The organism is Novispirillum itersonii (genome assembly GCF_014205675.1).
GTDB lineage: Bacteria > Pseudomonadota > Alphaproteobacteria > Rhodospirillales > Rhodospirillaceae > Novispirillum > Novispirillum itersonii_A.
The window spans coordinates 95,466-116,926 of the sequence record NZ_JACIIX010000004.1; the positions used below are offsets into that span (position 1 = coordinate 95,466).

Annotated in this window: 22 protein-coding genes; 10 read left to right on the plus strand and 12 right to left on the minus strand. The window is 62.3% G+C overall.

Features of this window, described 5'->3' with window-relative positions:
• The first annotated feature begins 117 nt into the window (after window positions 1–117).
• The 7 genes from FHS48_RS07095 to FHS48_RS07125 all read left to right on the plus strand — a co-directional run bounded on the left by FHS48_RS07095 (window position 118) and on the right by FHS48_RS07125 (window position 7,549).
• Window positions 118–1,155 carry a septal ring lytic transglycosylase RlpA family protein gene (locus FHS48_RS07095; RefSeq protein WP_184262798.1) on the plus strand — a complete coding sequence of 346 codons (1,038 nt, stop codon included), beginning with the start codon at window positions 118–120 and terminating at the stop codon, window positions 1,153–1,155.
• 131 nt (window positions 1,156–1,286) lie between these two features.
• On the plus strand, window positions 1,287–2,561 hold the full coding sequence (locus FHS48_RS07100) for a D-alanyl-D-alanine carboxypeptidase family protein (RefSeq protein ID WP_184262799.1): 1,275 nt from the start codon (window positions 1,287–1,289) through the stop codon (window positions 2,559–2,561).
• Between the two features lie 6 nt (window positions 2,562–2,567).
• Window positions 2,568–3,203, plus strand: a complete 636-nt coding sequence (gene tmk / locus FHS48_RS07105; RefSeq protein ID WP_184262800.1) for a dTMP kinase — start codon at window positions 2,568–2,570, stop codon at window positions 3,201–3,203.
• Window positions 3,204–3,214: 11 nt separating this feature from the next.
• The gene (locus FHS48_RS07110; protein WP_184262801.1) at window positions 3,215–4,285 is read left to right on the plus strand and encodes a DNA polymerase III subunit delta'; all 1,071 of its coding nucleotides are present in this window, start codon (window positions 3,215–3,217) and stop codon (window positions 4,283–4,285) included.
• A gap of 54 nt (window positions 4,286–4,339) precedes the next feature.
• On the plus strand, window positions 4,340–5,899 hold the full coding sequence (metG, locus tag FHS48_RS07115; protein WP_184262802.1) for a methionine--tRNA ligase: 1,560 nt from the start codon (window positions 4,340–4,342) through the stop codon (window positions 5,897–5,899).
• 20 nt (window positions 5,900–5,919) lie between these two features.
• Complete coding sequence (locus tag FHS48_RS07120; protein ID WP_184262803.1) at window positions 5,920–6,696, plus strand: TatD family hydrolase; 777 nt, start codon at window positions 5,920–5,922, stop codon at window positions 6,694–6,696.
• A gap of 64 nt (window positions 6,697–6,760) precedes the next feature.
• Window positions 6,761–7,549, plus strand: coding sequence for an MBL fold metallo-hydrolase (locus FHS48_RS07125; protein ID WP_184262804.1), 789 nt, complete (start codon window positions 6,761–6,763; stop codon window positions 7,547–7,549).
• A 241-nt stretch (window positions 7,550–7,790) separates the two neighbouring features.
• On the opposite strand, the gene FHS48_RS07130 is transcribed toward FHS48_RS07125, so the two are convergent.
• Window positions 7,791–8,618, minus strand: coding sequence for a cysteine hydrolase family protein (locus FHS48_RS07130; protein WP_184262805.1), 828 nt, complete (start codon window positions 8,616–8,618; stop codon window positions 7,791–7,793).
• Window positions 8,619–8,779: 161 nt separating this feature from the next.
• On the opposite strand from FHS48_RS07130, the gene FHS48_RS07135 reads away from it, so the two are divergent.
• The 3 genes from FHS48_RS07135 (at window position 8,780) to trmFO (ending at window position 11,959) form a co-directional block, all read left to right on the plus strand.
• The gene (locus tag FHS48_RS07135; RefSeq protein ID WP_184262806.1) at window positions 8,780–10,081 is read left to right on the plus strand and encodes a nicotinate phosphoribosyltransferase; all 1,302 of its coding nucleotides are present in this window, start codon (window positions 8,780–8,782) and stop codon (window positions 10,079–10,081) included.
• Window positions 10,082–10,156: 75 nt separating this feature from the next.
• Window positions 10,157–10,531 (plus strand): DUF1636 family protein, encoded by a 375-nt coding sequence (locus FHS48_RS07140; RefSeq protein WP_184262808.1) that lies wholly within the window; start codon window positions 10,157–10,159, stop codon window positions 10,529–10,531.
• Between the two features lie 45 nt (window positions 10,532–10,576).
• Window positions 10,577–11,959: a methylenetetrahydrofolate--tRNA-(uracil(54)-C(5))-methyltransferase (FADH(2)-oxidizing) TrmFO gene (gene trmFO, locus FHS48_RS07145; protein WP_184262810.1), complete on the plus strand. Its 1,383-nt coding sequence runs from the start codon at window positions 10,577–10,579 to the stop codon at window positions 11,957–11,959.
• A gap of 80 nt (window positions 11,960–12,039) precedes the next feature.
• Here the strand turns inward: trmFO and FHS48_RS07150 are convergent, their stop codons facing one another.
• From FHS48_RS07150 to FHS48_RS07200, 11 genes are all read right to left on the minus strand, one after another.
• On the minus strand, window positions 12,040–12,885 hold the full coding sequence (locus FHS48_RS07150) for a peptidoglycan DD-metalloendopeptidase family protein (RefSeq protein WP_184262812.1): 846 nt from the start codon (window positions 12,883–12,885) through the stop codon (window positions 12,040–12,042).
• A gap of 312 nt (window positions 12,886–13,197) precedes the next feature.
• On the minus strand, window positions 13,198–13,854 hold the full coding sequence (locus tag FHS48_RS07155; RefSeq protein WP_184262814.1) for a protein-L-isoaspartate(D-aspartate) O-methyltransferase: 657 nt from the start codon (window positions 13,852–13,854) through the stop codon (window positions 13,198–13,200).
• Window positions 13,851–14,636, minus strand: a complete 786-nt coding sequence (gene surE / locus FHS48_RS07160) for a 5'/3'-nucleotidase SurE (protein WP_184262816.1) — start codon at window positions 14,634–14,636, stop codon at window positions 13,851–13,853. The genes FHS48_RS07155 and surE overlap by 4 nt, the downstream gene beginning before the upstream one ends.
• Window positions 14,629–15,900, minus strand: coding sequence for a serine--tRNA ligase (serS, locus tag FHS48_RS07165; protein WP_184262818.1), 1,272 nt, complete (start codon window positions 15,898–15,900; stop codon window positions 14,629–14,631). Before serS ends, surE begins: the two co-directional genes overlap by 8 nt.
• Window positions 15,901–16,003: 103 nt before the next feature.
• Entirely contained in the window at window positions 16,004–16,909 is a 906-nt protein-coding gene (gene tatC / locus FHS48_RS07170; RefSeq protein ID WP_184262821.1) for a twin-arginine translocase subunit TatC, read from the minus strand.
• A 100-nt stretch (window positions 16,910–17,009) separates the two neighbouring features.
• Window positions 17,010–17,465: a Sec-independent protein translocase protein TatB gene (tatB, locus tag FHS48_RS07175; RefSeq protein WP_184262823.1), complete on the minus strand. Its 456-nt coding sequence runs from the start codon at window positions 17,463–17,465 to the stop codon at window positions 17,010–17,012.
• A gap of 141 nt (window positions 17,466–17,606) precedes the next feature.
• Window positions 17,607–17,852, minus strand: a complete 246-nt coding sequence (locus tag FHS48_RS07180; protein WP_184262825.1) for a twin-arginine translocase TatA/TatE family subunit — start codon at window positions 17,850–17,852, stop codon at window positions 17,607–17,609.
• 102 nt (window positions 17,853–17,954) lie between these two features.
• Window positions 17,955–19,073, minus strand: a complete 1,119-nt coding sequence (locus FHS48_RS07185) for an ABC transporter ATP-binding protein (RefSeq protein ID WP_260402385.1) — start codon at window positions 19,071–19,073, stop codon at window positions 17,955–17,957.
• Window positions 19,074–19,198: 125 nt separating this feature from the next.
• Window positions 19,199–19,867: an SMC-Scp complex subunit ScpB gene (gene scpB, locus FHS48_RS07190; protein WP_184262827.1), complete on the minus strand. Its 669-nt coding sequence runs from the start codon at window positions 19,865–19,867 to the stop codon at window positions 19,199–19,201.
• On the minus strand, window positions 19,860–20,717 hold the full coding sequence (locus tag FHS48_RS07195) for a segregation and condensation protein A (protein ID WP_260402386.1): 858 nt from the start codon (window positions 20,715–20,717) through the stop codon (window positions 19,860–19,862). Before FHS48_RS07195 ends, scpB begins: the two co-directional genes overlap by 8 nt.
• A complete protein-coding gene (locus tag FHS48_RS07200; RefSeq protein ID WP_184262829.1) occupies window positions 20,717–21,424 on the minus strand; it encodes a site-2 protease family protein in 708 nt (235 codons plus the stop codon). Before FHS48_RS07200 ends, FHS48_RS07195 begins: the two co-directional genes overlap by 1 nt.
• Between the last annotated feature and the right edge of the window lie 37 nt (window positions 21,425–21,461).

Genomic DNA, 21,461 nt, shown 5'->3' on the forward strand with positions numbered 1-21,461 from the left:
ACTGATACCCCGGGAGTACGGGCCGCTCCGATGATGCCGATCCTGCTGACCTTGACCCGATGGGGTCGCTCCTCTGCCTGTTCGACTTCCGGTGCCGGTGGCACGGGAGAGGCTACCATGCCTGCACGCCCGACTGCGGCCCTGCGGGCCGCCCTTCTGTGTGCCACCGGGATGGCCCTTGCCGGGTGTGCAGAAACCCAGTTCGCCGCCCAGTCCGCCAAATCCATCAGTGGCAGCACCAATGAATGGGGGAAGGTCGGGGCCTATAAAGTCGGCAACCCTTATCAGATCAATGGCCGCTGGTATTACCCGAAGGAAGATTGGGACTATCAGGAAGAGGGTGTCGCCTCTTGGTACGGTGCCGAGTTTCAGGGAAAAGACACCGCCAATGGCGAACGCTTTGACCAGAACGCTCTGACGGCGGCCCACAAGACCCTGCCGATGCCCAGTCTGGTGCGGGTGACCAACCTGCAAAACGGTCGCGCTCTGGTTCTGCGGGTCAACGACCGCGGCCCGTTCTCCAATGACCGGGTGATTGACGTGTCCCGCCGGGCATCGCAGCTGCTGGGCTTTACCGATCAGGGGACGGCAAAGGTCCGGGTTGAGGTTCTGGCCGAAGAAAGTCAGGCCCTGAAGCAGGAAGCGATGGGCGTGCAGACCGGCACCCCGGTCGCAACCAGCGGTGCCCCCAGTGTGGTGCCTGCGCCGCGCCAGAAGGTGGCAACGGCGGAAAGCCTTGATGCCCCGTCCGGGACCCGGGCTTCGACATCGGCCCCGTCCTCTTCCTCTCTGCCGCCGCCGTCCGCCGCCGTTCCCCAAACGCGTACCGCGCCTGCGCCGCAGCAGGCCGGGGCGACGAATAAGACCGTCTCGGCCCCGGTCGTCGCGTCTCCGGCGCTGGCGTCCAGCGTGGCGGCGGCATCCGGCCGGGGCACATATGTGCAGGCCGGGGCGTTCTCCAGCAAGGTGACGGCGGAGGCCCTGCGCGGCAAGCTGGCATCTGTCCACAAGGGGGCCATCTCGCCGGTCAAGGTCAATGGCCGGGAGATGTACCGCGTCCGCCTTGGCCCTCTGAACACATCGGCGGAAGCTGACCGTATTCTGGCGGCCGTCAAGGCGCAGGGTGTGAAGGATGCCCGCGTTGTCATCGACTGAGCCGACGGGAAGGGTGATCTGCCTTTCCCTTGCCACAGTTGCCTGATACGAGGCTCCTGAGATACTAGAGTCCCGTTTTCCGGGCCCTTGCACCCCGTGGTTCACATTCTTGATTAAAGTAGGTCTGCCCCATGCTCGTTTCTGCCCTCTGCCAGTCTGTGTCTGCCCCCCGGAAGATCCTGCGTCATCTGGCTCTGGCGGCGGTTTCGGCAGCCATGCTGTCTTCCACTGCCCTGATTGCCCCCGCCGGGGCCGTCACGCTGGAAACCAAGGCGCGGGAAGCCTATCTGGTCGACTTCGAAACCGGTGCCGTGCTGTTTGACAAGAACGGCACCACCCAGATGCCGCCGTCGTCGATGAGCAAGCTGATGACCGCCCTGATGGTGTTTGAACGCCTGAAGGAAGGATCGCTGTCGTTTGAGGAAAAGTTCCGGGTGTCGCAGAATGCCTGGAAAAAGGGCGGGGCCGCCTCCGGTGGCTCGACCATGTTCCTTGATCTGAACAGCGAGGCAAAGGTCGAAGACCTGCTGCGCGGCATGATCATTCAGTCCGGGAACGATGCCTGCATCGTTCTGGCGGAAGGCCTGATGGGCACCGAAGACGCCTTTGCTGAGGCGATGAACCGCAAGGCCAAGGAAATCGGCCTGAAGGACAGCCACTTCGCCAATGCCACCGGCCTGCCGGACCCCAATCACTATATGACCGCCCGTGATCTGGCGACGCTGGCGCGGTACCTGATTGTCACCTTCCCTGAATACTACCGGATCTATTCGGAAAAAGAGTTCTATTACAATAAGATCCGGCAGCAGAACCGCAATCCGCTGCTGTTTACCATGCCGGGGGCCGATGGCCTGAAGACCGGGCATACCTCGGTTGCCGGATACGGCCTGACCGGGTCTGCCCAACGCGGCGAACGCCGCCAGATCATGGTGATCAATGGCCTTAACTCCATGGCTGAACGCTCTGAGGAATCTCAGAAAATCATGGACTGGGGTTTTGCCAACTTCGAGAACAAGACCCTGTTCACCGCCGGGGAGAATATCTCGACCGCCGAAGTCTGGCTTGGGGATGTTGATGAGGTTCCCCTGACCGCCCAGAAGGATATCCGCCTGACCCTGCCGCGCCGTGCCGCCCAGAACCTCGATGTCCGGGTGGTCTATAACGGGCCGATCCCGGCCCCGATCCAGAAGGGGGCGCAGATTGCCACCCTGCGGGTCAACGGGCAGGATATGGATGCGCCGATTGATGTTCCGCTGTATGCCGCTGCGGATGTGGAGCGTCTGGGCTTTATGGGCCGGATTGCGGCAGCCCTGCGCCACATGGTGGTTGGTCCGGCCAGCCAGAATGTGACGGATATGACCAGCAAGGCCCTGACGGTTCCGTCAACGGCCCAGCCTGCGAAGTAATCCGGCGTGCGCGGCCGGTTCATCACCTTTGAAGGCGGCGAAGGGGCGGGGAAATCCACCCAGATTTCCTTTCTTGCCGCCGCCCTTGAGGCGCAGGGCCTGCCGGTGCTGCAAACCCGGGAACCGGGAGGCTCGCCGGGGGCTGAGGAAATCCGTGGCCTTCTGGTGCGGGGAGAAGCCGGTCGCTGGGATGGCGTCAGCGAAACCCTTCTGCTGTATGCCGCCCGCCGCAACCACCTCCAGACGGTGATTCTGCCCGCGCTGGAGCAAGGGCGCTGGGTTCTCTGTGACCGTTTCAATGATTCCACGCTCGCCTATCAGGGCTATGGACGCGGCCTTGCCATGGATTGGTTGGACAGCCTGTATCAGGCTGTTTCCGAAGGACTTCAGCCGGATCTGACGCTGTACATTGATGTTCCGGTTGAGGTCGGTCTGGCCCGAGCCGGTCGGCGTGGGGATGACGAAAACCGTTTTGAAGGGCTCGCGGACAGCTTCCACCTGAAAATCCGGCGCGGCTTTCAGGAGATTGTCCGGAATAACCCAGACCGCTGCGCGACGATTGACGGTATGGGAAGCGTGGACGAAATCCGCCGTGTCATCCTTGAAACCGTTCTGTCGCGGTTGCCCCATCATGGCCGTTAACGGAAGCGGCGATGACTGACTCCGGTCTGCTCCCTCCCAAAGAAAACAGCCTCCTCCTCGGCCACGCTGATGCCGAACATCAGGTTCTGGACGCGTGGAATGCAGGCCGGATGCACCATGCCTGGCTGATCACCGGTCCCCGGGGGATCGGCAAGGCCACTTTCGCATACCGGGTGGCCCGGTTTGTCCTGTCGCAGGGAGATGGTCCATCGGGCCTGTTCGGGCCACCGGATACACTGGATATCCCCCCGGAGTCCCCGGCTTTCCGTCAGATCGCGCAAGGGGCGCACGGCGACTTCCGGGTGGTTGAACGCCAGTGGGACGAGAAGAAGAAACGCTTCCGGGGTGAGATTATTGTCGACAGCGTCCGTGGCGTCGGCGAATTTCTCGCCATGACCGCCGGGGGCTGGAAGGTGGTGCTGGTTGATGCCGCCGATGAGATGAACCGCAATGCAGCCAATGCGATCCTGAAGGTTCTTGAGGAGCCGTCAAAACGGTCCCTGCTGCTGCTGCTGGCGCATAACCCGGCCCGCCTGCTGCCCACCATCCGGTCCCGCTGCCGCCATCTGGCCCTGCGCCCCCCGTCAGAGGCTGATGCCCTGACTCTTCTGGCCCGGGCCCGGCCGGATCTGCCCCGGGATGATGCGGAAGCCATGCTTCGGCTGTCTGACGGCAGCATCGGCCGGGCGCTGGAGCTGGCGGATGAAGGCGGGCTCCAGCATTATCACGCCATGATCACCCTGCTGCGCAGCCTGCCGAAGCTGGACGGCATGGCCCTGCATGCCTTTGCGGATAAGGTCTCGCGCAGTGAGGAAACCTTCACCATCACCGCCGACCTGCTGCAATGGTGGCTGGCCCGTGCCATCGCCGCCGGAGGGCGCAGGCAGGAACCGGTGGAGATCATTCCCGGAGAAAACGGCCTGACCCGCAGCCTGCTTGCTGCGGCGCCTCTTGATCGCTGGGTGGAGGTGTGGGAAAAGATCGGTCACCTGTTCGAGCGGACAGGGGCCGTGGCGCTGGACAAAAAAACCGTCCTGCTGAGTGTCTTCGCGCAGATTGAGCGCGAGATGACCCGCCGCTGACCGTCACGCCGCCCCGACAAGACCGCACCCCACGCCCAACCGGGAGATACCGCGATGGCCGGGCAAAAGCCCTTTTATGTCACCACGCCGATCTATTACGTGAACGACAAGCCGCATATCGGCCACGCCTACACCACGCTGGCGTGCGATGTTCTGGCCCGGTTCAAGCGGCTGGATGGCTACACCGTCAAGTTTCTGACCGGCACCGATGAGCATGGCCAGAAGGTCGAGAAGTCGGCGATGGCCAAGGGGATTGCTCCGCAGCAGTTCACCGATGACGTCTCGCAGAACTTCCGCGATCTGGCTGCCGCCATGGGCTACAGCAACGACGACTTCATCCGCACCACCGAAGTCCGCCACAAGGCCGCCTGTCAGGCGCTGTGGACCCGGCTTCTGGAAAAGGGCGACATTTATCTGGATAAGTATGCCGGGTGGTATGCGGTCCGTGATGAGGCCTTTTATTCCGAGTCCGAACTGAAAGCGGGCCCGAACGGCGAGAAACTGGCCCCGACCGGTGCCCCGGTGGAGTGGGTGGAAGAGGCCAGCTATTTCTTCCGTCTGTCGGCGTGGCAGGACCGTCTGCTGGCTTTCTATGAAGCCAACCCCGATTTCATCGCCCCGGAAAGCCGCCGCAACGAAGTGCTGAGCTTTGTGCGGGGCGGCCTTCAGGATCTGTCGGTGTCCCGCACCACCTTCAAGTGGGGCGTCCCGGTGCCCGGCGATGATGCCCACATCATGTATGTGTGGCTGGATGCGCTGACCAACTACATCACCGCCGTCGGCTATCCGGATACCGACGCCTCTGACTATAAGCAGTTCTGGCCCGCCAACCTGCATATGGTCGGCAAGGATATCCTGCGGTTCCACGCCGTTTACTGGCCGGCGTTCCTGATGGCGGCCGACCTGCCGCCGCCGCAGCGGGTATTTGCCCATGGCTGGTGGACCAACGAAGGCCAGAAGATCTCCAAGTCCCTCGGCAACGTGATCGACCCGTACCAGCTGGTGGAGCGGTATGGGCTGGATCAGGTGCGGTTCTTCATGCTGCGCGAGGTTCCGTTCGGCAATGACGGAGACTTTTCGCATCAGGCGATGGTCGGCCGCATGAACAGCGAGCTGGCCAACGATTTCGGCAACCTGTCGCAGCGGGTTCTGTCGATGATCAACAAGAACTGCAATGCCGCCGTGCCAAACAAGGGCCCGCTGACGGAAGACGATGAAGCGATGCTGGGCAGTGCCTATGCGCTGCTGGAAACCGTGCGCGGTCAGCTGGACCGGCAGGTGTTCCACGAAGCGCTGGAAAGCATCTGGGTGGTGATCCGTGCCGCCAACGGTTACGTCGACCGGCAGGCTCCGTGGGGCCTGAAGAAGACCGATCCGGCGCGGATGGAAACCGTCCTGTGGGTGCTGGCGGAAAGCATCCGCAATCTGGCCCTGCTGATGCAGCCGTTCGTTCCGACCAGCGCCGGAAAGATGCTGGATCAGATGGCGGTTGCCGCGGATGCCCGTTCCATGGCCCATTTCGGTGCCGCCGGGGCGCTGGTGCCGGGTTCGGCCCTGCCGAAGCCGGAAGGCGTGTTCCCGCGTTATGTTGAAGCTGAAGCGACCGCTTCCTAAGCAGAGAGTTACCCGGTCCCATGCTGGTGGATAGTCACTGTCACCTTGATTTTCCTGACTTTTCTGAAGAACTGCCGGATGTGATCGCCCGGGCCGAAGGGGCAGGGGTCAGCACCATGCTGACCATCTGCACCCATCTGTCCCGGTTTGAGCGGGTCCGTGCGGTGGCGGAACGGTTTGATAATGTCTGGTGTACGGTCGGTATCCACCCGCATGAAGCGGGATCGGAAACCCTGCTGGATGCCGGGACACTCCTGACGCTGGCCGATCACCCCAAGGTGGTCGGCTTCGGCGAGACCGGGCTGGACTATTTCTACGAGCACAGCCCGCGGGACGATCAGCAGCGGGCCTTCCGTCTGCATATCGAAGCCGCCCGACAGGCGGACCTGCCGGTGATCATTCACACCCGTGATGCCGACGAGGATACGCTGGCCATCCTGCGGGAAGAGATGAAAGCCGGTCCGTTCCGGGGCCTGATCCACTGCTTCAGTTCCTCCCGCGCACTGGCGGAGGAATGCGTGGAGATGGGGCTGTATATTTCGCTATCCGGCATCGTGACCTTCAACAAGGCGGAAGAATTGCGGGAGACTGTCCGCGACCTGCCGGTGGAGCGCCTGCTGGTGGAAACCGATGCGCCGTATCTGGCCCCGATTCCCAAGCGTGGGAAGCGGAATGAGCCAGCTTTCACCGCCTATACTGCTGCAAAGGTCGCAGGCCTGAAAGGTCTGTCAGCAGAAGACTTTGCGGCGGTCTCGACCGCCAATTTCCACCGCCTGTTCAGTAAGGTTGTCGCCTGACTTTCAGCCGGGCAGGGCAGCCTGAATATCTCCTAGTAGACGATCAAGGCGGGCCGGAGGGTTCATGAAGGTCACAATTCTTGGCAGTGGTCCCTCCGGCGGCATACCGGCCCTTGATCATGGCTGGGGGGCCTGTGACCCCGCCAATCCGCGCAACCGCCGGACCCGCTCCTCAGCCCTGATTGAGGCGATTTCGCCGCTGGACGGGCAGGGGAAGCGGATCCTGATTGATACATCTCCGGATCTGCGGTCCCAGTTTCTGGATAATGGCATCCGCACACTGGACGGGGTGATCTTTACGCACGGCCATGCTGACCACACCCATGGGGTTGATGACCTGCGGGCCATCAACCGCAATATCGGTGGTCCGCTGCCAATCTGGGGCGACGGTCCGACGCTGGACAAGCTGCGGGATTCATTCGGCTACGTCTTTGGCGACATTCCCCACGGGAAGCCGATTTTCCGGCCATGGCTGGAACCGCATCTGATCGGGGATAGCCCGTTCTCAGTGGCGGGAATTCCCGTGATCCCGTTTGAGCAGGATCATGGCTGGGGGCTGACGCAGGGCCTGCGGATTGGGGATTTTGCCTATTCAACCGACCTGATGCATTTGCCGGAAGAGGCATTTCCGATTCTGGAAGGGATCAAGGTCTGGGTGATTGGCGTCTTTGGTCCCAAGCCGCACCCGACACATGCCCATGTCGATCTGGCCCTTGAGTGGATTGAGCGGGTTAAACCGGAGCGGGCCTGGCTGACCCATCTGGGGCCGGGACTGGATTATGCGGCGCTGGAGGCCTCTTTGCCATCCCATGTCCGGCCAGCCCATGATGGTCTGGTGATCAGCATCGATTGAGACCGGAACTGCCAATTTAACAGATCATATTCGTTATATATATACGGTTAGCAGAATTTGCGACCGCTGAGGACTTTGCCATTTGCCTTCCATTCCGGATTCAATGCTCTTCATAATATATATTATGCGACAATAACTGATTTGGTTATCTCTGTAATATCAATGTGCTATTAGGGCATTTCCATCAATCTCTGCGGATCTTGCCCCGCTCAGGGTCGGGTTGAGCCCGAAGAATGATCTCTTAAAAGGCAAGTTCCGCGCTGTCGGCCAGCCGCATTCCCCGGGCTTTCATCGTCGAGAGAAAGTCACGACCAAGCTGAGGAAAGTCAGGGCCGCCGGGTAAGGCCGGAACCGGGCTCATGCAATCCGTCAGCAGCGTAAAGCGGCGGCAGCTTTCCGGGCCAACCATATCGGCAATATCCGTCACCGTTGCCTTGACGCAATGACTGAGGGCTTCACCCGCCACCAGAACCTGCCCTGCCCGCTTCAGCTCCTCCAGAAGAATCCGGTTCGGCTGTGTTGCCGGATCAGCGCTATCCGGAACCTCGGCAGCAATTGCCGAATAATGCTCGGTGTATGGATTCAGGCCCTTCAGGACAAAATTGACCGACCGCTGATACGTTTCCTGCCACGTCATCAGGGCCGCCAGAAGATCAGGATGCACGGCATGTCCGGGGCTGCCGATCAGGCAATGCGGTGGCCAGATCACCAAAGCGTATTTTCCCCGGCGTTCCAGATCGAGGAGATAGGCCTCGGACCGGTGTTGGGCTGCGGGATTGGCCGCCCGCCACAGACCATCGGCCACCGACCCGGCGGTGATCACCGTAAACGGAGCCGGTGACTGCCCCTCCGCATCCTGCCACCATGCCGGATGGGCGATATCCAGCAGATTATGACTGTCCAGCGTGACATGGATGGCGTCAATCCCCTGCCCGGCCCTCCGGATCAGCTCCGCCAGCCGCCGCATATCAGCGTCCGCGCCGGGAACCGCCAGAGCCCCGTCGCATGGGCCATCGCAAAAATCCCGCTGCGGATCGATCACCAAAAGGTGGACACCAGTCGCTATCATTGCCCTGCCTTCCGTACTGCTGTGGCATTCTTCACCAATATCCCGGATCAGGGCCGCAGGTAAACCCCTGCCCGGTGCTAAGCTTTTCTTGCAAAGCCCCTGCGTTCACGGGAAAGTCTTCCCCTGATTATCCCGCCTGAGGGTCCAAGGGGTCCCCCGTTATGATGTTGAATCTGGCGTCCCGCGCCTATGACCGCCGCTGGCGGATTGACCCGATCGTCCGGTCCCTGCTGGATACGGATTTTTACAAGCTGCTGATGCTTCAGATGATCTGGAAGCATCATGCCGACGTACCCGTTACGTTCTCCCTGATCAACCGCTCGACCGACGTCCGGCTGGCCGAGATTATTGAGCGGCGGGAGCTGGAGGCCCAGCTTGACCATGTCCGCTCTCTGGCCCTGACCAATCAGGAACGGATCTGGCTGGCCGGGAATACGTTCTACGGCACTGAAGGGATCTTTCAGCCGGATTTTCTGGCGTGGCTGAAAACACTGCGGCTGCCTGAGTATGAACTGCGGATCCTTGATGGCCAGTACGAGCTGCGGTTCTCCGGCCCCTGGTCACAGGTGATGCTGTGGGAGATTTACGCTGTCACCATCGTCAATACCCTGCGCAACCGCGCCGGTCTGGCCCGGCTGTCGGAGCTGGAGCTGGATGTTCTGTATTCCCGCGCCAAAACCCGCCTGTGGGAAAAGCTGGACCGTCTGGCTGAGGCCGGTGTGACCGGGATTGCCGACTTTTCCACCCGGCGCCGGGGTGATTTCCTGTTTCAGGAATGGGCGGTTCTGGCGGCACAGGACCGGCTGGGAGCCGCCTTCAACGGAACATCCAATGTCTCTCTGGCTCAGAAACATGGGATTGAGGCGATCGGGACCAACGCCCATGAACTGCCGATGGTGCTGACCGCCCTTGCCGATACGGATGAGGAGATGCGGTCCGCCCAGTACCGTGTTCTGGATCAATGGCAACAGATGTATCAGGGGCGGCTTTTGGTCTTTTTGCCGGACACCTACGGCTCCACGCAGTTTCTGGAAGAGGCTCCTGACTGGGTTGCCGACTGGACAGGCCTGCGCGTGGACAGCAAGGACCCGTTTGAAGCCGGTGAGGAGGCAATCCGCTGGTGGCAGGCCCGGGGCCGGGATCCACGGGAGAAGCTGGTTCTGTTCTCCGACGCCCTTGACCTTGACGACATTCTCGCCCTCGACAGGGCCTTCCGCGGGCGCTGTCGCCTTGGTTTTGGCTGGGGCACTCTGTTTGCCAACGATTTCCGGGGCTGCCATCCCCGTCATCGGGATGACCTGAACCCCCTCAGTCTGGTCTGCAAGATTACGGAGGTGCGGGGTCGCCCTGCCGTAAAGCTTTCCGACAATATTGCCAAACCCACCGGGCCGGAGACGGAAATTACCCGGTACCGGCGCCTGTTCGGCGATGCCGGGGCCGCCTTCCGGCCGATTGTCGCCTGAAAGCGGCGATCCTTTCCTTGCTGCGGCGACAGTGCTAAACAGTCCCCCACTTTACGTGAAGAAGGCACCGGACCAATGACCACAGAAATCATTGTCTGCGAAACCTGCCGTCATCCGGATGGCACCCGGGAAAAAGACGGCCGTACCGGCGGCGACGCACTGACAGAGACGCTGCGGGATGCCGTGGCGTCGGAGGACGGCATCGTTATCCGCACGATGAAGTGCCTGATGGCCTGTGACCGGAACTGCACAGCCCATGTCCGCGCCCCCGGCAAGATGGCCTACACCCTTGGCCGTCTTTCGGCCGAGGATGAATCGGCGGGGGCGCTGCTGGAGTATGTCCGGGCTTATCAGAAATCTGAAACCGGTGTGGTGCCGTTCCGCGACTGGCCGCAGGGGGTGAAGGGAAAGTTTGTTTCCCGCGCCCCGGCCATCGGCTATGACGGTTAACCCCCTTCCCCATCGCCTCAGAAAACCCTTCTAACAGGTTGAAGAATGTCGGATTCACAGACTTCCGTTAATGCCGTGCATGTGGTTGGTGCCGGACTGGCTGGCAGCGAGGCCGCATGGCAGCTGGCTGAAGCCGGGGTGCCGGTGATCCTGCATGAAATGCGCCCGGTGGTGAAGACCGAGGCCCATCAGACCGATGGCTGCGCCGAACTGGTCTGTTCCAATTCCCTTCGCTCGGATGATGCGGAATACAACGCCGTCGGCCTGCTGCATGAAGAACTGCGCCGCTGTGGATCCCTGATCCTGTCCTGCGCTGATGCCACCAAGGTTCCGGCCGGCGGGGCGCTGGCGGTGGACCGTGACGCGTTTTCGGCGCTGGTGACGCAGAAGCTGCATACCCATCCGCTGATCACCGTTGACCGGGCCGAGGTCATCAGCCTGCCGCCGGTGGAATGGGGCCCGACCATCTTTGCCACCGGCCCCCTGACATCAGGGAAACTGTCGGCGGCAGTGCAGGCAGAGACCGGGGAAGACTCGCTGGCCTTCTTCGATGCCATCGCCCCAATCCTCTACAAAGAAAGCATCAACTTTGACCGGGCATGGTTCCAGTCCCGTTATGACAAGGGGACCGGGACCGACTACATCAACTGCCCGATGACCCGTGATGAGTACGAGGCTTTCCTCGATGCGCTTCTGGCCGCCGAGAAAACCGAGTTCAAGGACTGGGAAAAAGACACGCCGTACTTTGAAGGTTGCCTGCCGATCGAAGTGATGGCGGAGCGTGGCCGCCAGACTCTGGTTTATGGCCCGATGAAACCGGTGGGGCTGACCAACCCGCATACGCCGGGAGTCAAACCTTATGCGGTGGTTCAGCTTCGGCAGGATAATACGCTGGGAACGCTGTATAATATCGTCGGTTTCCAGACCAAGCTGAAGTATGCGGAACAGGCCCGGATCTTCCGGATGATCCCGGGGTTGGAGAACGCGGAATTTGCCCGTCTGGGCGGGATTCACCGCAATACCTTCCTGAACAGCCCGCGCCTGCTGGACCGGACCCTGCGGCTGAAGACCCTGCCCCGCCTGCGCTTTGCCGGGCAGATCACCGGCTGTGAAGGATACGTCGAGAGCGCTTCTGTCGGGCTGATGGCCGGCGTTTTCACCGCCCGTGAGGTTCTCGGCCTGCCGGAGGCCCTGCCCCCGGAAACCACCGCTCTCGGGGCGATCCTCAATCACATCACCCTCAACGCGGCCGCAGAAACCTATCAGCCGATGAACGTGAATTTCGGCCTGTTCCCGGAGCCGCCGGAAGAAAAAGATGCCCGTGGCCGCAAGATCCGGGGCCGGGAGCGTAAAGTGCTGTACAGCCGCCGGGCATTGGCCGACCTGCCGCAATGGACTGCGGCAATTCCGGCCCTGAACAAGGCCTGAGTCTTGCTCGTTTGAGCACTGAAAAAGCGCGGAGCCCTTTCAGGTTCCGCGCTTTTTCTTATCGGCCAGAAGCCGTGGCGTTATCGCTTTTCCATGTACTGCGTCGGATCGACAGCTGCCCCATCCTTCCGGACTTCGAAATGGACCTGCGGCGAGGTGACGGAGCCGGTAGCCCCGGCTTTCGCGATCACCTGCCCTTTTTTAACGATATCGCCGCGCAGAACGGCCAGCTCGGCATTGTGGGCATAGGCCGTCATCCAGCCATCGGCATGTTTGATCAGCAGAAGGTTGCCGAAGCCCTTCAATTCATTGCCCGCATAAACGACCACACCATTCTCGGCCGCCCGGACACTGCTGCCCGGCGACGCCTGAATGTTGATCCCGTCATTGCGCAGCCCGGCGGCATCAACGCCAAATCCGGTCAGGACCTTGCCCTTGATCGGCCAGGCGAACAGTGACCCGGCCCGCTTCGGCGGTTCAACGGACATATCTGCCTTTGCAGGAACCGTTGATCCCGTCTGTGCCGCAGGCTGAGGTTGAGCGGGCTGGGCCTGCGGTTCAGTCGCCGGAGCCGGAGTGGCAGCCGGCGGCTGACCGACTGGGGCCATATCCCGCGCAGCGGCAGGGAGTGGCTGCTTCGGCTCATTCTGGGGGATGCCCAGAACCTGACCGACCTTGACCCCGTAAGGGGCCGGAATATCGTTGATCCGCGCCAGCTGGGTCATATCCACGCCGTAGCGGTTGGAAATGCCGGTCAGCGTTTCCCCGGAAACCACGGTATGGGAACGGATCGCCGGAACCTTCAGAACCTGCCCTTCTGACAGGGTATAGGGGCTTTTCAGGTCGTTTTCAGCGATCAGAAAACGGGACGGAATATCCAGCCGTCGCGCCAGCGAAGGCAGCGTTTCGCCTTTTCCGACGGTCACGGTGCTTGCCTGTGCCGTTGCGACCGGGGGCCCGGATGCTGCCGGAGCAGGAGCAGGTTGAGGTTTTTTAGCGGAGGTCGTCGCCGAAGCAGACGGTGCGGACGCGGTCGAAGAGGTGCTGTGCGGCTGCTGGGACTGCAACCAGGGCGGATTATACTGATCCGCCGGTCCACAGGCGGCCAACGCCAACGGCCCGGCGACCGTCATCACAACACCCATGAATCTGGCGGAAACTGCTGTCATGGCTCGCACTGTTGACCCCGATTAACTGTTCCAAGGCCGGAACGGTGTCCCGGTCTGGAACACGCCCCGTCAGGCACCGTAGCGACCCGCTCCCGGAAGCCCCTGAATCATTGGCACAAAGCGGACCGGGAACATCCGTTCTCCGGCGCAATGGCCTGTCTCAGGATCCTTCACAAAGCGCCACAGCTCCTGTGTGTCGAACTCAGGCCCGATCGGGATCACCAGCACCCCGCCCGGCGCCAGCTGCTCAATCAGGACCTTCGGCAGCTCGACGGCGGCTGCGGTCACAATGATCCGGTCAAATGGTGCCTGCTCTGGCCATCCCTTCCAGCCATCGCCCACCTTGGTCGTAATGTTACGGTACCCTAATGACTTAAACCGCTGTTCTGCCTGAAGATGCAGGTCACGGTGACGTTCCAGACTGTACAGACGACGGCACAAACGCGCAAGTACCGCCGCCTGATATCCTGATCCCGTACCAATTTCCAGCACCCGGTGCCGGTCACCGATGGCAAGGGCCTGAGACATCAGCCCGACCACCACCGGCTGGCTGATGGTCTGGCCGGAGCCAATCGGCAGGGCCCGGTCCTCATAGGCCTCCGCATCCAGATGCGGGGGAACAAACAGGCTGCGCGGCACCATCTCCATCGCCGTCAGCACCCGGGGATCGGTGACCCCGGCCTGCCGCAGCTCCATAATCAGACGGGCGACGCGCGCATCCTTCACGCCAGACCTCCAGCCCGCAACCGGTCCAGAGTGCTCTGCGCTGTCAGGTCAACACACAGCGGGGTAACGGCGATCTGCCCGGCCTGAATGGCGGCAATATCGGTTCCCTCGTCCGCCCGCTCCCGGGATCGCTGCGGTCCGATCCAGAAATAGGGCCGACCGCGCGGATCGAAGCGCTGATCAAGATCATCACCGATCTTGCGGGAGCCCTGACGGGCAGCGACAACCCCTTTGACCGCATCAGCGGCAACATCGGGGAAGTTGACATTCATCAGCTCCGTCGTCGGCCAGCCGAGAGAGGTCAGGGTCCGGATCACTGCCGGGCCATGGGTCTCAGCCGTTGCCCATGGCACCGGGTTGTCATCGGTATAGACCTGTGACAGGGCAATGGACGGAATGCCCAGCAGGGTCCCTTCCATGGCGGCGGCAACCGTGCCGGAATAGGTGACATCCTCGCCCAGATTGGCCCCCCGGTTGACCCCGGACAGAACCAGATCCGGACGATGATCCTTCAGCAGGTGATTGACCGCCAGCAGAACGCAGTCGGTCGGGGTGCCGGAGACGGCATAGACCCGGTCCCGCACCTGCCGCATCCGCAGGGGGTGGTGCAGGGTCAGGCTATGCCCGGCCCCGCTCTGCTCGTGTTCCGGCACCACCACCCAGACATCGTCGGACAGGCTTTCGGCGATGCGGATCAGCACCTCCAGCCCCGGCCCATGCAGACCGTCGTCATTCGAAACCAGAATCCGGGAGTTTTTCAGATCGGTGATCGGTTCAAACATCGGTACGGATCACTTCCAGCCCACCCATGTAGGGGCGCAGGGCCTCCGGCACGAGGATGGAACCATCCGCCTGCTGATAGTTTTCCAGAACGGCCACCAGACAGCGGCCCACCGCGACGCCGGATCCGTTCAGGGTGTGAACGAAGCGGGTCGCCTTTTCGCCATCCGGCCGGTACCGGGCCTTCATGCGGCGGGCCTGGAAATCGCCGGTGTTGGAGCACGACGAAATTTCGCGATACCGGCCCTGCCCCGGCAGCCAGACCTCAAGATCGTAGGTCCGGCGGGCCGAGAAGCCCATATCGCCGGAGCACAGCGCCAGAACGCGGTACGGCAGGCCAAGGCGCTTCAGCACCTCTTCCGCGCAGGCGGTCATGTGCTGATGTTCGGCTTCCGACTGCTCCGGGGTGCAGACGGTGACCATCTCCACCTTTTCGAACTGATGCTGACGGATCATGCCGCGGGTATCTTTCCCCGCCGAACCGGCTTCAGAGCGGAAACACAGGGTGTGGGCTGTCATGCGGATCGGCAGCTTGGCCGGATCCAGAATGCTGTCGGCCACCGTATTGGTCAGGGTGACTTCCGCCGTCGGGATCAGCCAGTGGCTGCCGGTGGTGCGGAACAGATCTTCGGAGAACTTCGGCAGCTGGCCGGTGCCGACCAGCGGCGCGTCCAGAACCATCACCGGGGTGTTCATTTCGGTGTAGCCATGATCGCCGGTGTGCAGATCCAGCATAAACTGCGCCAGCGCCCGGCTCAGGCGGGCCATCGCCCCTTTCAGGATCACGAAGCGGGCACCGGACAGCTTGGCGGCCCCTTCAAAGTCCATCAGGCCGCCGCCGAGGTCAAAATGCTCTTTCGGCTCAAAGTCGAAGGTTTTCGGCTCACCCCAGCGACGGATTTCGCGGTTGTCATTCTCATCCGCCCCATCCGGAACCTGATCGTCCGGCAGGTTGGGAATCCCCAGCATCAGGGTGTCCAGATCCGCGACCAGAGCGCGCTCTTCGTCCTCAAGGGCCGCCATCCGGTCCTTGATCGCAGCCACTTCATCCATCAGCGGCTGGGCATCGCCGCCGGACTTCTTCACCGCGCCGATCTGACGGGACGCATCGTTGCGGCGGGCCTGAAGGCCCTGCAGCTCGGTGGTGACCGCCCGCTGCTTCTCGTCGAGAGCCACAATGGACGCCGCCAGCGGTTCCTTACCCCGACGGGCCAGACCGGCATCCAGAAGGTCCGGGTTCTCACGAACCCATTTCAGATCAAGCATGGTTATCCTCAATACACACGGAAGACATTCAGGGGACGCTGACAGCCTGTGTCGGCAGAAAAAGACAGGCCCCCGCGATCTTTATACGCGAGGGCCCGGTCATTCAGCGATTAAAATCTGTTTCCCCGACCCCAAGTTCCGGGTCGATGGTCTGCGATGGTGCCGGAAGGGCGGCATTGGCCTCCCCGGCCTCTGCTGTGGCCGCCCGGGCAGCCTCGGCGTCTGCCTCAGCCGCTTCAGCCGCAGCCAGCTCGGCGGCCTCGGCCTCCTCCGCCTTGCGACGGTTGCGTTCAATCAGCCGGGCCGACCAGATCGAGGCTTCATAGAGCGCCATCAGGGGAACTGCCAGACCGATCTGGCTGATCACGTCCGGGGGGGTTAGGACCCCGGCGACGATGAACACGCCAACGACCGCATAGCGGCGCTTGGCGGCCAGACCGGCGCTGGTCACCACCCCGACCTTGGCCAGCAGGGTCAGCAGCACCGGCAGCTGAAAACAGATGCCGAACGCGAAGATCAGCTTCATCACCAGACCGAGGTATTCACCGACCTTGGCTTCCAGCTCGATCGGCAGAACGGTCTGCTCAGCATTGGTCTGGAACCCGAGCAAAAAGCGCCAGGCCATTGGAATAACAAAATAGTAGACCAGCGCCGCACCAAGCGCGAACAGGATCGGCGACACGATCAGATAGGGCATGAACGCCCGGCGCTCATGCTTGTACAGGCCGGGCGCAACAAACATCCAGATCTGGGTGGCAATCACCGGAAAGGTAATTACTCCGGCACCAAACATCGCCACGGTCAGATAGGTGAAGAAGGCTTCGGTCAGGGCGGTATAGATCATCCGCTGCGAACCGCCGATCTCATGCATGATGTCGGCGAGCGGCTTGATCAGAAAGCCGTAAATATGGGTGGAAACGGCGTAGCAGAGGAAAAATGCCAGAACGAAGGCAATGGCCGAATACAGCAGTCTGCGGCGGAGCTCCAGCAGGTGCTCCATCAACGGCATTTTGTTGTCTTCGGGATTATCCTGATAGCTCACGTTTCACCCTGACATAAAAGAAAGCATCGCGCCGGCCGGCCCCATCGGGCCGCCGGAAACAGGACCGTCACCCCTGCGGCGGAGGCTCTGCCGGGCCGGAAGACGGCCGGATCGGCGGCAGCGGGGATGGCTTTACGGGCTCTGCGGCAACCGCCGGGCGGGCGGCAGGCGGCAGAGACGGCAGCGCTGAAGACGGGGTCGAGGCCGTGGGGGCCGAAAAGGCCCCCGGGGATGGCGGCATCCCGCTGAATCCCTTCTGGATTGATCCGTCAGGGTCGAGCAAAGACCGCGCCTGTTCATTCAGGGTTCCGGGGGAGATGATCCGGGCCTGATCGCGCAGTTCGTGCAACTCGGTCTCCCGCATCAGATCGTCCATCTGTTTATGGACTTCTGATGTCAGGGACCGGACCTTCCGCAGGGCCTGCCCGACCATACGCAGGGCCTGCGGCAGCTCTTTCGGCCCCAGCGCGACCAGAGTGACGATCCCGATCAGAAGGATCTCGGACCAGCCCAGATCAAACATGTGTTAAACCCCGAAAACAACAGCCCGGCCGATGCGACCGGTGCTGATAGGACCGGTGACAATGGATACATCAAGGACACCGGCGGGCAGGAACCCCGCCGGACGGGGTCTTCCTGCCACCGGCCGGTGGCCATCATCGTCTCAGGCAGACGGGGTCTTGTCTTTGGCATCCGCCTTGGCGGTGTCGGTCGCGGTTTCAACGCGCGGCTGGGCCGGAACGTCCGTCTTGGCCGGATCGGCCTTGGCCTCATCTTCGTTAAGACCGCTCTTGAACGCCTTGATACCCTTGGCGAAGTCACCCATCAGGCGCGGAATCTTGCCGCCGCCGAACAGCACCAGAACGATAACGAGAATGACAAGCCAGTGCCAAATGCTGAAAGTACCCATGACGTCAGAAAACTCCGCGCAACTGTGGTCGGCAAAGGGGGTTGGGCGCGGATCATCGCAGAAAGCCTGCCGCGCCGCAATGTTACAAAGTCAGTCGCAGAGTTACAAATCTGCGTCAGCCGCGAAAACGAACACCTGAGAGCGGTCCGGGACAACAGCCAGAGGCTCCCCCGGCGGGGGCAGAAACAGCCCCGGCATCCGGGAGTGGAGATGGAGCGGACCGGCACCGGTGTCAATGCGCAGATGCACCAGACTGCTCCGCCCCAGCATCCGGCTCTCGGCGACTGTCGCCAGAACGGCAGGCTCCTCGCCATCCTGAACCGCGTCCAGACGCAGCCCCTCGGGCCGGATCAACACCTCGACCACGCCGTCACGCAGTCCATCCGGAGCCTCAAAAACCCCCAGCGGTGTTTCCACCCTGCCATTGCGGCAGGATGCGCGCAGGCTGTTGACCTCTCCGAAAAAACGGGCGGCAAAGGCTGTCTTCGGGCGACAGTAGAGTTCCACCGGGTTTCCGACCTGTTCCAGATGGCCATCCCGCATCAGCGCGATGGTATCGGCCATGAACATCGCCTCTTCCGGGTCATGGGTGACCATCAGGGTTGAGACGCCGCTGTCCTTCAGCAGATGCAGGGTCTGATCCCGGACCTGATCGCGCAGCCGTTTATCCAACCCGGAAAACGGCTCATCCAGCAGCATCAGGCGCGGTCGCGGTGCCAGCGCCCGCGCCAGCCCGACACGCTGCTGCTGCCCCCCGGACAGCGTATGCGGGTACACTCCGGCGTAACCGTCCATGCCCACCCGCTTCAAGGCCGCCATGGCGTTTGCCACGCCCTCCGCCCGGGGAAGATGGGTCATGCCGAAGCGTACATTCTCCAGAACGGTCAGATGGGGAAACAGGGCATAATCCTGAAACAGAAATCCAATGCCCCGCTGCTCCGGCGGGATAAACACGTCAGGCCCGGCGACAGTCCGGTCGCCGATCCAGACCGTGCCGCCCGCCGGTTCTTCCAACCCTGCGGCGATGCGCAGGGTTGTGGTCTTGCCGCAACCACTGGGCCCCAGCAGACACAACAGTTCCCCGTCGGCGATCTGGAGTGACAGATCGTGCACCACCTGCCGGGTTCCGTAGGCATGACGGACCCGGTCCATGGTCAGTCCGGTCTTCTGGAGAGACGGTGTTTCCCTCAGGCGGGTCGGGCGTACCGGATCAACATGCATCGCTGCGCAACCTCTGTCAGAGCCCCTGCGGAGACACCGGGGCGCGTTTGCAACTCATTCTCCATCTTTCTTCCCACAGGACTGACGGTAAAGGCAAACGACAATCGCAGCGGAAGGCACCCCGATCAGATATCCGGCAGATCCATCTGATCGGGATCCGGACCGTCCTCCCCATCCATATCCACCAGCGGCCCTTCATCCCGGGCCCGGGCACCGTAGGCAGCAATCGAGGGCCGCTGATCCAGCAACCCGGCCGCCCGCAGATCCTCCAGCCCCGGCAGATCCCGCAGGGAGTTGAGACCGAAGTGATCCAGAAAGGCATCGCTGGTGCCCCACGTCAGCGGCCGCCCCGGCGATGCCCGGCGGCCACGGGGCCGGATCCATCCGGCTTCCAGAAGAATATCAAGCGTCCCCTTGGAAACGGCAACACCGCGGATATCCTCGATCTCCGCCCGCGTCACCGGCTGGTGATAGGCGATGATCGCCAGCGTTTCCAGCGCCGCGCGCGACAGCTTCCGGGTTTCCTGCTGCTCCACCACCATGTGCGGGGCAAGGTTTTCCGCAGTGCGGAAAGCCCAGGAGGATCCGGTCTTCCGCAGCTCAACCCCCCGCCCCTGATACTGTTTCTGCAACAGATCCAGCAGGCCGGGAACATCCGCATCCGGCAGCCGTGCCTTCAGGTCTTTCTCTGCCTGCGCCTCCGGGGCTGAGAACAGGATCGCCTCCAGCAGGCGAAGGTGAAAAAGGTCTTTGTCCGTCAGGCCGGGATCGGAAAAACCGGGTCCGTTACTCATGATTTGGCAGATCCTGAGGGTGGGGAGCATCGATGGCGTCGGCGGTGGCATCGCGGGCGCGGATCAGCAGCGGAGAATAGGCTCCGCCCTCCTGCCGGATATCGAGCCGCCCCTGTTTTGCCAGCTCCAGCGAGGCAATGAAATGGGCACAGACCGACGACCGCCGCATCAGTGGATCCGCAATATTTTCCGGCAGATACCGGCGCAGGTCAACCCAGGCTGGCAAAGCCCCCACATTCAGGAGCGCCTCCAGACGGCTGAGGGCCTCATCGACGGAAAACAGGGTCAGCGGCTCAATATGCAGGGCCGAGGCCCCTTCCCGCCGCTTGTGGTCGGCATAGGCTTTCAGAAGGTCGTACAGCGTGACATCCCACACCGATGTGGTGGACAGCCGCACCCCTTCCGCCGAGCCTCGGGCGAAGACATCCCGCCCGCGCACCGGCCGGGATGTCAGGGCCTGCGCCGCCTCCTGCATCGCTTCCAGACGTTGTAACTGGAACTGGAGGGCCGCCGCCATCTCCTCGGCGGAGGGTTCCGGTCCTCCCGGTTCCGGCGGCAGGAGCAGGCGGGATTTCAGATACGCCAGCCATGCCGCCATCACCAGATAGTCAGCCGCCAGCTCCAGATGCTCCTTCCGGGCTTCGGCAACAAATTCCAGATACTGTTCGGCCAGATGCAGGATCGAAATTTTCGCCAGATCAACTTTCTGGTCCCGCGCCAGCTGAAGCAACACATCAATCGGGCCATCGTAGCCGTTGAGATTGACCACAAGGGCATGGACCGGATCCGCCCCCCCCGCTTCCCCTTCAAAGGAAAGCGGTGCTCCTCCGGCCTCCGGCTCAGCAACCATCAAGGGAGCCCTACCAGAGACAGCAGCCCCCCGCTGAGGGCCCGCACCGTCGGGCCGATCAGCCAGGACAGGATGTTCAGATTCATTCCCAGCTGGCTGCCGATCATCGGCAGGATCATCACCACCCCGATCATCACGCCCATCCCGAACCGCTCCATCCGGGCCAGCGGCACCGCCAGCGCCTGCGGCAGAATCCCGACCGCCACGCGGCCACCATCAAGCGGCGGCAGTGGGATCATGTTAAAAATCGCCAGCAGGCAATTGAACTGTAAGGCATTAACGAGGTTAAGCCCCACCCATTGACCGAAATCAGTGGAGACACCCCGGCCCCCAAGCAGAAATGCCAGACCAAACGCCGCAGCGGTCGCCATCAGGAGATTGCTGCCCGGTCCGGCGGCAGCAACCAGCACCATATCCCGGCGCGGGGACCGCAGGCGCCGGAAATCAACCGGCACCGGCTTGGCCCAGCCGAACAGAAACGGCGCACTGAACAGCAGCAACAGGCCCGGCAAAATCACCGTCCCCATCCGGTCAACGTGCCGCAACGGATTCAGCGACAGCCGCCCCAGCATCCGCGCGGTCGGATCACCGCACAGGGCCGCGACATAGCCATGGGCAACCTCATGCAGGGTAACGGCCAGCAGAACCGGAAGCACCCATGTCGAGGCGGTATAGAGCCATTCGGCATTAAAAATATCGGTGATCACGGCGCTGTCAGCTCCCGGCGTCGAGGCAATATCTGGC